Annotated in this window: 10 protein-coding genes; 8 read left to right on the top strand and 2 right to left on the bottom strand. The window is 67.8% G+C overall.

Features of this window, described 5'->3' with window-relative positions; genetic code table 11:
* Positions 1-87: 87 nt before the first annotated feature.
* Positions 88-2,385: an arginine/lysine/ornithine decarboxylase gene (locus tag ACEN9J_RS06135; protein ID WP_057591725.1), complete on the top strand. Its 2,298-nt coding sequence runs from the start codon at positions 88-90 to the stop codon at positions 2,383-2,385.
* 38 nt (positions 2,386-2,423) lie between these two features.
* Here ACEN9J_RS06135 and ACEN9J_RS06130 read toward each other — a convergent pair whose 3' ends face one another.
* Positions 2,424-3,263 carry a DNA ligase gene (locus ACEN9J_RS06130; RefSeq protein ID WP_413763604.1) on the bottom strand — a complete coding sequence of 280 codons (840 nt, stop codon included), beginning with the start codon at positions 3,261-3,263 and terminating at the stop codon, positions 2,424-2,426.
* A 141-nt stretch (positions 3,264-3,404) separates the two neighbouring features.
* Positions 3,405-4,187: an enoyl-ACP reductase FabI gene (gene fabI, locus ACEN9J_RS06125; protein ID WP_261205846.1), complete on the bottom strand. Its 783-nt coding sequence runs from the start codon at positions 4,185-4,187 to the stop codon at positions 3,405-3,407.
* A gap of 38 nt (positions 4,188-4,225) precedes the next feature.
* Here fabI and ACEN9J_RS06120 point away from each other — a divergent pair, with 38 nt between their 5' ends.
* The 7 genes from ACEN9J_RS06120 (at position 4,226) to nusA (ending at position 13,485) form a co-directional block, all read left to right on the top strand.
* Positions 4,226-6,025: an extracellular solute-binding protein gene (locus ACEN9J_RS06120; protein WP_057591722.1), complete on the top strand. Its 1,800-nt coding sequence runs from the start codon at positions 4,226-4,228 to the stop codon at positions 6,023-6,025.
* A gap of 41 nt (positions 6,026-6,066) precedes the next feature.
* Positions 6,067-7,101 (top strand): microcin C ABC transporter permease YejB, encoded by a 1,035-nt coding sequence (locus ACEN9J_RS06115; protein ID WP_057591721.1) that lies wholly within the window; start codon positions 6,067-6,069, stop codon positions 7,099-7,101.
* Positions 7,102-7,105: 4 nt separating this feature from the next.
* Positions 7,106-8,164, top strand: coding sequence for an ABC transporter permease (locus ACEN9J_RS06110; protein ID WP_395347494.1), 1,059 nt, complete (start codon positions 7,106-7,108; stop codon positions 8,162-8,164).
* Positions 8,161-9,807, top strand: a complete 1,647-nt coding sequence (locus ACEN9J_RS06105) for an ABC transporter ATP-binding protein (RefSeq protein ID WP_413763603.1) — start codon at positions 8,161-8,163, stop codon at positions 9,805-9,807. Before ACEN9J_RS06110 ends, ACEN9J_RS06105 begins: the two co-directional genes overlap by 4 nt.
* Positions 9,808-9,847: 40 nt before the next feature.
* On the top strand, positions 9,848-11,068 hold the full coding sequence (locus tag ACEN9J_RS06100; protein ID WP_057591718.1) for a YbfB/YjiJ family MFS transporter: 1,221 nt from the start codon (positions 9,848-9,850) through the stop codon (positions 11,066-11,068).
* Positions 11,069-11,339: 271 nt separating this feature from the next.
* Positions 11,340-11,984 carry a ribosome maturation factor RimP gene (gene rimP, locus ACEN9J_RS06095; RefSeq protein ID WP_057591717.1) on the top strand — a complete coding sequence of 215 codons (645 nt, stop codon included), beginning with the start codon at positions 11,340-11,342 and terminating at the stop codon, positions 11,982-11,984.
* A 16-nt stretch (positions 11,985-12,000) separates the two neighbouring features.
* Positions 12,001-13,485, top strand: a complete 1,485-nt coding sequence (nusA, locus tag ACEN9J_RS06090) for a transcription termination factor NusA (RefSeq protein ID WP_057591716.1) — start codon at positions 12,001-12,003, stop codon at positions 13,483-13,485.
* Positions 13,486-13,501: the final 16 nt, after the last annotated feature.

The following is a 13,501-nucleotide window of genomic DNA, read 5'->3' as shown; positions in this document are numbered from 1 at the left end:
ATTCGGCGGGCATTGCGCGCGTGGGCGAATTCTTCATCTGAATTCCGTACACTTCGCGCCTCATTGCCTGTCCCGGAGCTCTGCCCCATGAAATTCCGCTTCCCCATCGTCATCATCGACGAGGACTTCCGCTCCGAGAACACCTCGGGCCTCGGCATCCGCGCGCTCGCGCAGGCCATCGAGACGGAAGGCTTCGAGGTGCTGGGCGTCACGAGCTACGGCGACCTGAGCCAGTTCGCTCAGCAGCAAAGCCGTGCCAGCGCCTTCATCCTGTCGATCGACGACGAGGAATTCTCGATCGGGCCCGACCTCGATCCGGCGGTGCTGAACCTGCGCAATTTCATCGGCGAAGTGCGGCGCAAGAACGCCGACGTGCCGATCTACATCTACGGCGAGACCAAGACCTCGCGCCACATCCCGAACGACATCCTGCGCGAGCTGCACGGCTTCATCCACATGTTCGAGGACACCCCCGAATTCGTGGCGCGCCACATCATCCGCGAGGCCAAGAGCTACCTCGAGAGCGTGCAGCCGCCGTTCTTCAAGGCGCTGATCGACTACGCGGAAGACGGCTCCTACTCGTGGCACTGCCCGGGCCACTCGGGCGGCGTGGCCTTCCTCAAGAGCCCGGTGGGCCAGATGTTCCACCAGTTCTTCGGCGAGAACATGCTGCGCGCCGACGTCTGCAACGCGGTGGAGGAACTGGGCCAGCTGCTCGACCACACCGGCCCGGTGGCGGCCAGCGAGCGCAACGCGGCGCGCATCTTCAATGCCGACCACTGCTTCTTCGTGACCAACGGCACCAGCACCAGCAACAAGATGGTGTGGCACCACACGGTGGCGCCCGACGACGTGGTGGTGGTGGACCGCAACTGCCACAAGTCGATCCTGCACGCGATCATCATGACGGGCGCGATCCCCGTCTTCATGAAGCCCACGCGCAACCACTTCGGCATCATCGGCCCGATCCCCAAGAGCGAGTTCGAGCCCGAGGCCATCAAGGCCAAGATCAAGGCCAATCCGCTGCTGGCGGACGTCGATGCCAACAAGGTCAAGCCGCGCGTGATGACGCTCACGCAGTCGACCTACGACGGCGTGATCTACAACACCGAGACCATCAAGAACACGCTCGACGGCTACGTCGACACGCTGCACTTCGACGAGGCCTGGCTGCCGCACGCCGCCTTCCACCCCTTCTACGGCTCCTACCACGCGATGGGCAAGCGCCGGGTGCGGCCGAAAGAGTCGCTGGTGTTCGCGACCCAGTCCACGCACAAGCTGCTGGCCGGCATCAGCCAGGCCAGCCACGTGCTGGTGCAGGACTCGCAGAACCGCCAGCTCGACCGCGACCTGTTCAACGAGGCCTACCTGATGCACTCGTCGACCAGCCCGCAGTACGCGATCATCGCGAGCTGCGACGTGGCCGCCGCGATGATGGAGCCGCCCGGCGGCACCGCGCTGGTGGAGGAGAGCATCCTCGAGGCGCTCGACTTCCGCCGCGCCATGCGCAAGGTCGAGGAGGAGTTCGGCAAGGACGAGTGGTGGTTCAAGGTCTGGGGTCCCGAGAAGCTCGTGGACGAGGGCATCGGCGTGCCGGACGACTGGATCATGCACGGCGAGAAGAACGGCAAGAGCCGTTCGAAGAAGTCGCCGCGCAACTGGCACGGCTTCGGCGAACTGGTCGACGGCTTCAACATGCTCGACCCGATCAAGTCGACCATCGTGACGCCGGGCCTGGACCTCGAGGGCAACTTCGCCGAGAGCGGCATTCCCGCCAGCGTGGTGACCAAGTTCCTCGCCGAGCACGGCGTGATCGTCGAGAAGACCGGCCTCTACAGCTTCTTCATCATGTTCACCATCGGCATCACCAAGGGCCGCTGGAACACGCTGCTGACGGCGCTGCAGCAGTTCAAGGACGACTACGCGCGCAACCAGCCGATGTGGCGGATCATGCCGGAGTTCTGCCAGCAGCACACCGGTTACGAGCGCCTCGGCCTGCGCGACCTGTGCCAGCACATCCACCAGCTCTACGCGCGCTACGACGTGGCCCGCCTGACGACCGAGATGTACCTGAGCGACCTCACGCCCGCGATGAAGCCCAGCGACGCCTTCGCGCACATCGCGCACCGCAAGACCGAGCGCGTGGAGATCGACGAACTCGAGGGCCGCATCACCACCAGCCTGATCACGCCGTACCCGCCGGGCATTCCGCTCCTGATCCCGGGCGAGGTCTTCAACAAGAAGATCGTCGACTACCTGAAGTTCTCGCGCGAGTTCAACACGCAGTGCCCGGGTTTCGAGACCGACATCCACGGTCTGGTGGCGCGTGTCGACGAGACGGGCAAGAAGCGCTATTACGCCGACTGCGTGCGGAAGAGCGCCTGAGCGCCGAAGCGCGAGGGGAGACGGCTGCGCAGGGCGGCTCAGCCGTCCTCGCGCACGCGCACGAAGCGTGCGAAGCGCGGCAGCCCGCCGGCCGTGAGCCCGTTGTAGCGGTAGGTGACCCAGGTGCCGATCGCGGGCGGATGCTCGCGCTCGGCATCGCTCAGGCCGGTGCCCAGCTTGAAGCGCTGGCCACCGGGCATCTCGACCAGCAGCGCGCCAAGCCGCTGGGCATGCCTGCCCTTGCCGGGCACGTGGCCGACCACGCGGGCCTCGGCATCGTCGTGGGTCTTGACCTTGAGCAGGTCGTTGTTGCGCTCGGCGCGGTAGAGCGAGGCGCCGCGGTGCAGCATCAGGCCTTCGCCGCCCATCTTCACGGTCTTGTCGAGCAGCGCCTGCAGCGCCTCGGCCGTGGTCGCGCGTTCCTGCGGCACCGCGACCACCCAGGGCGCGTCGGTGATCGGCAGCAGCCTGCGCAGCACGCCGAGGCGGGCCGTGAAGTCACCGCCCTGGGCCGGCAGGTCGAACACCATGAACTTCATCTCGTGCCAGGCGACGTCGTTGGGCGCCTGGCTGCGCACCGTCGACACCGCATGCGCGAAGCGTCCGCGGCCGGCCCAGAGTTCGCCGTCGAGCGGCTGCTTGGGCAGCGTCGCGGTGAACCAGGCCGGCGCCACGATGCGCTCGCCGCCGCGCGTGTAGAGCTGCCGCCCGTCCCAGTACGCGCGCACGCCGTCGTATTTCTCGCTGACCCAGTAGTCGGCCAGCGACATGCCCGGCTTGTAGACCTCGGCCAGCATCAGGGCCGGCGCACCGGCGCGCGCGGGCAAGGCCAGCACGAGGCCCAGGGTGGCGAGCAGCAGGGAACGTCGATGGAGCACGGGTGCTATGAAATGAGTAGCTGGAAACGACCGATGGATGCCCATTTGTGGCCGAAGTTCCATGGCGGGGCAAGCGCGGCGCGACCGGCGCGCATCGCCGTCCGACGGGCGCGAGGCCGCGCCCGTGAGCAGCTTGGCCGCTTACTCGGCCATGCCGCCGACGACGTTGCTGAAGCCGCCGTCGACGTAGGTGATCTCGGCCGTCACGCCGCTGGCGAGGTCGCTCAGCAGGAAGGCCGCCACGTTGCCGACTTCCTCGATCGTCACGTTGCGCCGGATCGGCGAGGCCTCGGCCACGGCGCCGAGCATCTTGCCGAAGCCCTTGATGCCGCTGGCCGCGAGCGTCTTGATCGGGCCGGCGCTGATGCCGTTGACGCGCACGCCCTTCGGGCCCAGCGAGGCCGCCGTGTAGCGCACCGAGGCCTCGAGCGAGGCCTTGGCCAGGCCCATGGTGTTGTAGTTGGGCAGCGCGCGCTCGGCGCCCAGGTAGGTCAGCGTGAGCAGGGCCGACCGGTCGTCGAGGTAGGGCTGGGCCGCCTTCGCCATCGCCGGGAAGCTGTAGGCGCTGATGTCGTGCGCGATGCGGAAGCCCTCGCGCGACAGGCCCTCGAGGAAGTCGCCCGCGATCGCCTCGCGCGGCGCGAAGCCGATGCTGTGCACGAAGCCGTCGAACTTCGGCCAGGCCTGCGACAGGTCGGCGAACAGCTTCTCGATCTGGGCATCGTCGCCGACGTCGCAGTCGAAGATCAGCTTGGAATCGAAGTCGGCCGCGAACTCGGTGATGCGGTCCTTGAAGCGCTCGCCGACATAGCTGAAGGCGAGCTCGGCACCCTGTTCATGGCAGGCCTTGGCGATGCCGTAGGCGATGGAGCGGTTGCTCAGCACGCCGGTGATCAGGAGTTTTTTGCCGGAAAGAAAGCCCATGGAGTTGCCTCGTGAAAATCTCGGGGCAGAATTCTCGCATGCGAGGTTGGCTGCTCTGGTTCGGTTTGGCGCTCTCGGCGGCCCCTTCGTGGGCCGCCCATGCGTACGCGCAATTCGGCGACATCAAGTACGCGCCGGGCTTCACGCACTTCGATTACGTGAATCCGAACGCGCCCAAGGGCGGTGAATTCAGGCTGGTGCCGCCGACCCGGCCCACCAATTTCGACAAGTTCAACCCGTTCACGCTCAAGGGCACCGGGCCCTCGGGCCTCGGCGCGCTGATGTTCGAGAGCCTGATGACCGGCAACTCCGAGGAGCCGACCACCGTCTACGGCCTGCTGGCCGAGGACATCGACGTGGCGCCCGACCGGCTCTCGGTGACCTTCAGGCTCAATCCCAAGGCCCGCTTCAACGACGGATCGCCGGTGCTGGCGGCCGACGTGGTCCATTCGTTCCAGACCCTGATCGGCCCGCTCGCGGCGCCGCAGTTCAAGACCATCTATGCCGAGGTCAAGAAGGCGACCGCGCTCGGCGAACGCACGGTGCGCTTCGACTTCGCGAGCCCGAACCGCGAGCTGCCGCTGGTGGTCGGCAGCATGGCCGTCTTCAGCCGCCAATGGGGCGGCGGCAAGCCCTTCGACCAGATCGTGACCGAGGTGCCGATCGCCTCCGGTCCCTACAAGCCCGCGAGCGACCGGCTGGGCCGCGACATCACCTACGTGCGCCGCGCCGACTACTGGGGTGCGGACCTGCCGGTGCGCAAGGGCCTGTTCAATTTCGACCGCATCGCCTACAAGGTCTATCTCGACGAGACCGCGCGCTTCGAGGGCCTGAAGGCCGGCGAGTTCGACTTCATGCGCGAGTTCGTCTCGCGCAACTGGGCGCGCCAGTACAAGGGCAAGCAGTTCGACAGCGGCGAGATCGTCAAGCGCGGCTTCGAGAACCACAACCCCGGCGACTTCCAGGGCTACATCTTCAACACGCGCCGCGACAAGTTCAAGGACGTGCGCGTGCGCCAGGCCATCGGCCTCGCGATGGACTTCGAGTGGCTCAACCGCCAGCTGTTCTACGGCATCTACACGCGGGTGCAGGGCTATTTCCCGAACAGCGACTTCCACGCGGAAGGCCTGCCCGGGCCCGACGAACTGGCGCTGATGGAGCCGCTGCGCGCCAAGCTCCGGCCCGAGGTGTTCGGGCCCGCGCCGGTGCCCGCGAGCACCGATCCGCCCGGCAGCCTGCGCGAGAACCTGCGCAAGGCGAGGGCGCTGCTGGCCGAGGCCGGCTGGACCTACCGCGACGGCGCGCTGCGCAATGCCAAGAACGAGGCCTTCACGATCGAGTTCCTCAACGACCAGCCCTCGCTGATCCGCGTGGCGACGCCGCTGCAGACCGCGCTGAAGAAGCTGGGCATCGAGATGAGCTTTCGCACCGTCGACTTCTCGCTCTCGCAGCAGCGCATGCAGAACTACGACTTCGACATGACCTCGATGCGGCTGCCGGGCAACAGCGCGCCGGGCGGCGAGCTGTTCGAGCTGTTCGGTTCGAAGTCGGCCGAGACGCCGGGCTCTTCCAACTACTGGGGCATCGCCGATCCGGCGGTCGACGCCATCGTCGGCAAGGTGGTGTCGGCCACCACGCGCCCCGAGCTCACCACGGCCCTGCGCGTGCTCGACCGCGTGCTCTCGGCCGGCTACTACTCGATCCCGATGTACTACGGCAGCGCCTTCCTGGTCGGCTACCGGCCGGCCGGCGTGGTGCTGCCGCCGACCGTTCCGCCGTACTACGATGTCGGCGACTGGGCCCTCGCGACGTGGTGGGCCTCGCCGGCCAACAAGTAGCGCCAGCCGCACCCGAAAAGATCCGGAGCACGACAAACCGCATGGCCAGCTACATCCTCAAGCGACTGCTGCTGATGATCCCCACGCTCCTGGGCGTGCTGATCATCACCTTCGGCGTGATCCAGTTCGTGCCGGGCGGTCCGGTCGAGCAGATGGTGGCGCAGTTGCAGGGGCGCGATTCGGGCGGCGAGCGGGCCGCGAGCAGCGGCGCCGGCTACCGTGGCCGCCAGGGCCTCGATCCGCAGCGCATCGAGGAGATCAAGAAGCTCTACGGCTTCGACAAGCCGGCCCACGAGCGCCTGTGGACCATGCTCAAGTCCTTCGCGCGCTTCGATCTCGGCACCAGCTTCTACCAGCGCAAGGACGTCTGGGAACTGGTCAAGGAGAAGATGCCGGTCTCGATCAGCCTGGGCCTGTGGACCTTCTTCATCAGCTACCTGATCGCGGTGCCGCTGGGCGTGGCCAAGGCGGTGCGCGCGGGCTCGCGCTTCGACTTCCTCACCACGCTGATCGTGCTGATCGGCTATGCCATCCCGGGCTTCGTGCTCGGCGTGGCGCTGCTGGTGATCTTCGGCGGCCAGTTGCAGTGGTTCCCGCTGCGCGGCCTGACCTCGCCGAACTGGGAGAGCCTGAGCTGGGGCGCGCGCATCGTCGACTACCTCTGGCACATCGCGCTGCCGGTCACGGCGATGGTGATCGGCAGCTTCGCCGTGACGGCGATGCTGACCAAGAACTCCTTCCTCGAGGAGATCCGCAAGCAGTACGTGCTGACCGCGCGCGCCAAGGGCCTCGCCGAGCGGCAGGTGCTCTGGAAGCACGTGTTCCGCAATGCGCTGATCCCGATCATCACGGGCTTTCCGGCCGCCTTCATCGGCGCCTTCTTCACCGGCTCGCTGCTGATCGAGACCCTGTTCACGCTCGACGGCCTGGGCCTCCTGAGCTACGAGAGCGTGATCCGGCGCGACTACCCGGTGGTGCTGGGCACGCTCTACCTGTTCACGCTGATCGGGCTGGTGACCAAGCTGATTTCCGATCTCTGCTACGTCTGGGTCGATCCGAGGGTGAAGTTTGACTGAATCGATGCCCACTCCCGCCGCGCCGCGTCCGCCGGCCAAGTCGGACAGCCCGGGCCGGCGCGCCTGGCGCCGCTTCCGCCGCAATCCGCTGGGCTTCTGGAGCCTGGTCCTGTTCTCCGTGCTCGTGGTGCTGAGCCTGTTCGCGGAGCTGCTGTCCACCGACAAGCCGCTGGTGGTGCGCTACGAGGGCCAGACCTACTTCCCGGTGCTGCGCGACTACTCCGAGAAGACCTTCGGCGGCGACTTCGAGACTCCGGCCGACTATCTCGATCCCTTCATCCGCGACCGCATCACGGCCGGCGCCAATTGGGCGCTCTACGCGCCCAATCCCTACGGCCCGCGCACGCTCAATTACTTCGCCAAGCAGCCCAACCCGGCCGCGCCCTCGGGCGAGAACCTGCTGGGCACCGACGACCGCGGGCGCGACCTGCTGGCGCAGCTGATCTACGGTTTCCGCGTCAGCGTGCTGTTCGCGCTGGCGCTCACGGCCGTGGGCGTGGTGCTGGGCATCGCCATCGGCGCGATCCAGGGCTTCTTCGCGGGCAAGACCGACCTGTTCCTGCAGCGGCTGCTCGAGATCTGGGGTTCGATGCCCGAGCTCTACCTGCTGATCATCTTCAGCGCCATCTTCACGCCCAGCGTGCTGCTGTTGCTCGTGCTGCTGAGCCTGTTCGGCTGGATGTCGCTGGCCGACTACGTGCGCGCCGAGTTCCTGCGCAACCGCCAGATGGACTACGTGCGCGCCGCGCGCGCGCTCGGCGTGAGCAACCTGCAGATCATGCGGCGCCACATCCTGCCCAACAGCATGGTCCCGGTCGTCACCTTCCTGCCGTTCCGCATGAGCGCGGCCATCCTTGCGCTGACCTCGCTCGACTTCCTCGGGCTCGGCGTGCCGCCGGGCACGCCCTCGCTGGGCGAACTGCTGAACCAGGGCAAGGCGAACATCGACGCCTGGTGGATCTCGATGTCCACCTTCGGCGTGCTGGTCTTCACCCTGATGCTGCTGACCTTCATGGGCGACGCGCTGCGCGACGCCCTCGATCCACGGAAGGCCGACAAGTGAAGCCAGGCCAATCCTCCCTCGCGGCCGGCGCGCCGCTGCTCGACGTGCGCGGCCTGCGCGTGGCCTTCGGCGGCAAGCCGGTGGTGCATGGCGTCGACTTCCGGATCGCGGCCGGCGAGAAGTTCGCGCTGGTGGGCGAATCGGGCTCGGGCAAGACCGTCACCGCGCTGTCGCTGCTGCGGCTGGTGCAGAACGCCGAGCTCTCGGGTTCGGCGCGGCTGTTCGATGCCGAGCGCGCGCAGGACGGGCGCGACCTGCTGTCGATCCCCGAGCGCGAGCTGCGCGGCATCCGCGGCAAGGAGATCGCGATGATCTTCCAGGAGCCGATGACCGCGCTCAACGCGCTCTACAGCGTGGGCGACCAGATCGCCGAGGTGCTGCAGCTGCACGAGGGCCTGCCGGCACGCGCCGCGCAGGAGGCCGCGGTGCAACTGCTGGCCGACACCGGCATTCCCGAGCCCGCGCGGCGCGCGCGGGCGCTGCCGCACCAGCTCTCGGGCGGCCAGCGCCAGCGCGCCATGATCGCCATGGCACTGGCCTGCCGGCCGCGCCTGCTGCTGGCCGACGAGCCGACCACCGCGCTCGACGTGACGGTGCGGGCCCAGATCCTCGAGCTGCTGGCCGATTTGCAGCGCAAGTACGGCATGGCGGTGCTGCTGATCACCCACGACCTGAACCTGGTGCGCCATTTCGCCGACCGCGTCGCGGTGATGGAGCAGGGCCGCATCGTCGAGCACGGCCCGGTGGCGGACGTGTTCGAGGCGCCGCAACACCCCTACACGCGCAAGCTGATCGACAGCCATCCCACGCGCGACGTGACCCCCGCGCCGGCGCGGCCCGACGCGGCGCCGATCCTCTCGGCCACGGGACTGCGCGTGAGCTATCCGGTGCCCAGGCCCGGCTTCGCCGGCTGGTTCGGCAAGGGCGAGTTCGTGGCGGTGCAGGGTGCCGATTTCCGCATCGCGCCCGGCGAAACCCTGGGCGTGGTCGGCGAGTCGGGCTCGGGCAAGTCGACCCTGGCGCTGGCCGCGCTGGGGCTGCTGCGCTTCCAGGGCGCGCTGAAGGTCGAGGGGCAGGGCTGGGGGCAGGGCCAGGCGTCCGATCTCGCGCTGCGGCGCGCGATGCAGGTGGTGTTCCAGGATCCGTTCTCCTCGCTGTCGCCGCGCATGACCGTCGAGCAGATCGTCGGCGAGGGCCTGCTGGTGCACGCGCCCGAACTCAAGGCGTCCGACCGTCGCGCGCGGGCGCTGCAGGCGCTGGCCGACGTCGGGCTGACCGAGGCGCAGTTCCCGGCGCTGCTCGACCGCTATCCGCACGAGTTCTCGGGCGGGCAGCGGCAGCGGCTGGCAATCGCGCGCGCGCTGATCGTCGATCCGCGCCTGCTGGTGCTCGACGAGCCCACCAGCGCGCTCGACGTCACGATCCAGAAGCAGGTGCTGGGGCTGCTGCAGCGGCTGCAGCGCGAGCGCGGGCTGAGCTATCTGCTGATCACGCACGACGTGGAGGTGATCCGCGCCATGGCGCACCAGGTCATCGTCATGAAGGACGGGGCGATCCTCGAGTCGGGCCCGGTCGACCGGGTGCTCGACGCTCCCGAACACCCCTACACGCAGAAACTGGTGGCCGCCGCGCAGCTGGCCTGACGGCGAACGCGACCTACAACAACGAGCATTGCGCGAAAAGATGTCGGAAATCGGACAAGACAGGCGCGGCGCCTGGCGGGCGGCGCTCGCCTGCATGGTGACGCTGGCGGTGGCCATGGGGCTGGGGCGCTTCGCCTTCACGCCGATGCTGCCGATCATGTTGCACGAGGGCAAGCTCGAGCTCGAAGCCGGCGGGCTGCTGGCCTCGCTCAACTACCTCGGCTATTTCGTCGGCGCGGTGAGCTGCGCGGCCATCGGCGTGCGCGCCAAGACCATGGTGCGCGGCGGCCTGCTGGCCACCGCGGCGCTGCTGGTCGGCATGGGCTTGCTGCACAGCTTCGCTGCCTGGGGCGTGCTGCGCGCGGCGGCCGGCGTGATGAGCGCCTGGGTGTTCGTGTTCGCCTCGAGCTGGGGCCTGCGCCGGCTGGCCGAAACGCGTTCGCCGGCGCTCGGCGGCGTGATCTACACCGGCCCGGGCGTCGGTATCGCGATGACCGGGCTGCTGGGCGGGGCGCTCGGCCGCTGGGGCTCCGAAGCCGGCTGGATCGGCCTGGGCGTGCTCGCCTTGGTGCTGATTGCGGCGATCTGGCGCGTGTTCAACGACGGCGAGCAGGCCGTGGCCGGCGGCGCGGCGCCCGCGCCCGTCGCGGCGCCGAGCGCCCAGGAGTCGGCCGCGGCGCGTTCCGACGCGATCTGGCTGGTCGCGCTCTACGGGCTGGCGGGCTTTGGCTACATCATCACCGCTACCTTCCTGCCGGTGATCGCGCGCCAGGCGCTGCCGGGCTCGTTCTGGCCCGACTATTTCTGGCCGCTGTTCGGCGCCGCGATCATTCCGGGCGCATTGATCGGCTCGCGCGCGCCCATGCACTGGGACAACCGCCTGCTGCTGGCGATCGCCTATGCGTTGCAGGCGGTCGGCGTGGTGCTGTCCGTGGCCTGGCCGAGCGTGGTCGGTTTCGCCCTCGGCAGCCTGCTGCTGGGCATGCCGTTCACCGCCATCACGCTGTTCGCCGTGCGCGACGCGCGCCGGTTGCGTGGCAATGCGGCGGCCGGGCTGATCGGCTACGCCACCGCGTCGTACGGCGTGGGTCAGATCATCGGCCCGCTGTTCGCGGCGCCACTGGCGCAGCGCACCGGCTCGTTCCAGATTCCGCTGCTGGTCGCGGCGGCCGCGCTGGCGCTGGGATCGGTGCTGTTCGCGGCCGTCTGGGCGCGCTCCAGGCGCGTCGCCGCCGCTCGGGAAGGGGCCGCCACGCCCTGAGCCGCGAACGGGCGTGGTCCGCGTGCAGAAGTGCCCCTTCATTTATCACAGAAGTGGCATATAATTGGAGGCTCACGACCAAACGGGCGGGTACCAACCGCCCGTTTTTTTATGGTCCATCCGGTATTGAGTTATCGAGTGGAATTCCGGGTGGCAGCAATTTCCGGTTTCCTCGCGATTTCTCGCCGAAGCGATTTTTATCGATGGCGCGGTACCTGGCGGGCGGGTTATTGCACATCGTCGATTGAATAAAAAAGGCACCTTCGAACACGTGGCATTGCAGCAGACAGTGGAACAAACCGTGGCCGGCCTCGGCTACGACCTGGTCGAGATCGAACGCTCGGCGGGAGGATTGCTGCGCGTGACGATTGATTTGCCGTGGACGGCCCCCACATCGGAGGCTCTCGCCGCCGGCACGCCCGAGCCCTTCGTCACGGTCGAGGACTGCGAGAAGGTCACGCGACAGCTCCAGTTCGCGCTCGAGGTCGATGGCGCCGACTACAAGCGGCTCGAGGTGTCCTCGCCGGGCATCGATCGTCCGCTGCGCCACGAGAAGGATTTCGAGCGCTTCGAGGGCGAGGTGATCGACATCACGCTGAAGGCGCCGATCGGCGAGGCGGCGGCCGGCCAGGTGTCGGCCAATCGCAAGAAGTTTCGCGGCACGCTCGAGCGGGCCGCACAGGCTGAGGGGTCCGACGGCCCCCGGGGCTGGCAGATCGTCTGGAGCGACGAGCCGGAGCCCAAGCCGGGTCAGAAGGTCAGCAAGAAGCGCGCGCCGGCACCGTTGCAGGCGCTGGGCTTCGTGCTGGACGAGCTGCGCGAGGCGCGGCTGGCACCCATCGTGGATTTCAAGGGGCGCAAGCCCAGGGCCCGTCAGGGCTCGCAGGACATTGGCGGAACAAAGGTTCCGGACTGACTAGAGGAGTGGTGGCATGAATCGCGAAATGTTGATGTTGGTGGATGCGATCTCGCGCGAGAAGAACGTCGAGCGTGACGTCGTCTTCGGCGCGGTCGAGTCCGCGCTGGCGCAGGCCACCAAGAAGCTGTACCAGGGCGAGGTGGACATCCGCGTCGCCGTCGACCGCGACAGCGGCGACTACGAGACCTTCCGCCGCTGGCACGTGGTGCCCGACGAAGCCGGCCTGCAGCAGCCCGACCAGGAAATCCTGCTGTTCGAAGCCAAGGAAGAGATGCCCGACATCGAGGTCGACGAGTACATCGAGGAAGCGGTGGACTCGGTGCCGATCGGCCGCATCGGCGCCATGGCCGCCAAGCAGGTGATCCTGCAGAAGATCCGCGACGCCGAGCGCGAGATGCTGCTCAACGACTTCATGTCGCGCGGCGACAAGATCTTCGTGGGCACCGTCAAGCGCCTGGACAAGGGCGACATCATCGTCGAGGCCGGCCGCGTCGAAGGCCGCCTGCGCCGCAGCGAGATGATCGCCAAGGAAAACCTGCGCAACGGCGACCGCGTGCGCGCCATGATCATGGAGGTCGACCTGACGCTGCGCGGCGCGCCGATCATCCTGTCGCGCTCGGCCCCCGAGTTCATGATCGAGCTGTTCCGCCAGGAAGTGCCCGAGATCGAACAGGGCCTGCTCGAGATCAAGAGCTGCGCCCGCGACCCCGGTTCGCGCGCCAAGATCGCCGTGCTCTCGCACGACAAGCGCGTCGACCCGATCGGCACCTGCGTCGGCGTGCGCGGCACGCGCGTCAACGCCGTGACCAACGAGCTCGCCGGCGAGCGCGTGGACATCGTGCTGTGGAGCGAGGATCCGGCCCAATTCGTGATCGGCGCCCTGGCGCCGGCCAACGTGTCCTCCATCGTGGTGGACGAGGAGAAGCACGCCATGGACGTGGTGGTCGACGAGGAAAACCTCGCGATCGCGATCGGCCGTGGCGGCCAGAACGTGCGTCTGGCTTCCGAGCTCACCGGCTGGAAGATCAACATCATGGACGCCAACGAGTCGGCCCAGAAGCAGGCGAACGAGACCGACGCCGCGCGCCGCCTGTTCATGGAGAAGCTCGACGTCGACGAGGAAATCGCGGACATCCTGATCTCCGAGGGCTTCACCAGCCTCGAGGAAGTGGCCTACGTGCCGATCTCCGAGATGCTCGAGATCGAAGCCTTCGACGAAGACACGGTCAACGAACTGCGCTCGCGTGCCAAGGATGCGCTGCTGACCATGGAAATCGCCAAGGAGGAGGGCGTCGAGACCGTCTCGCAGAACCTGCGCGACCTCGAAGGCCTGAACCCCGACCTGATTCCGAAGCTGGCCGAGGCGGGGGTGAACACCCGCGACGACCTGGCCGACCTCGCGGTCGATGAACTCACCGAGATCACCGGCCTGAGCGCCGATGACGCCAAAACCCTCATCTTGAAGGCCCGCGAACACTGGTTCGCCGGCCAAGAGTGATGGTCATGGAGGCACG

The organism is Variovorax sp. Varisp41 (assembly GCF_047325085.1).
GTDB lineage: Bacteria > Pseudomonadota > Gammaproteobacteria > Burkholderiales > Burkholderiaceae_C > Variovorax.
Note: the sequence above shows the minus strand (reverse complement) of the source record. Positions and strands in the feature narration are given on the sequence as shown.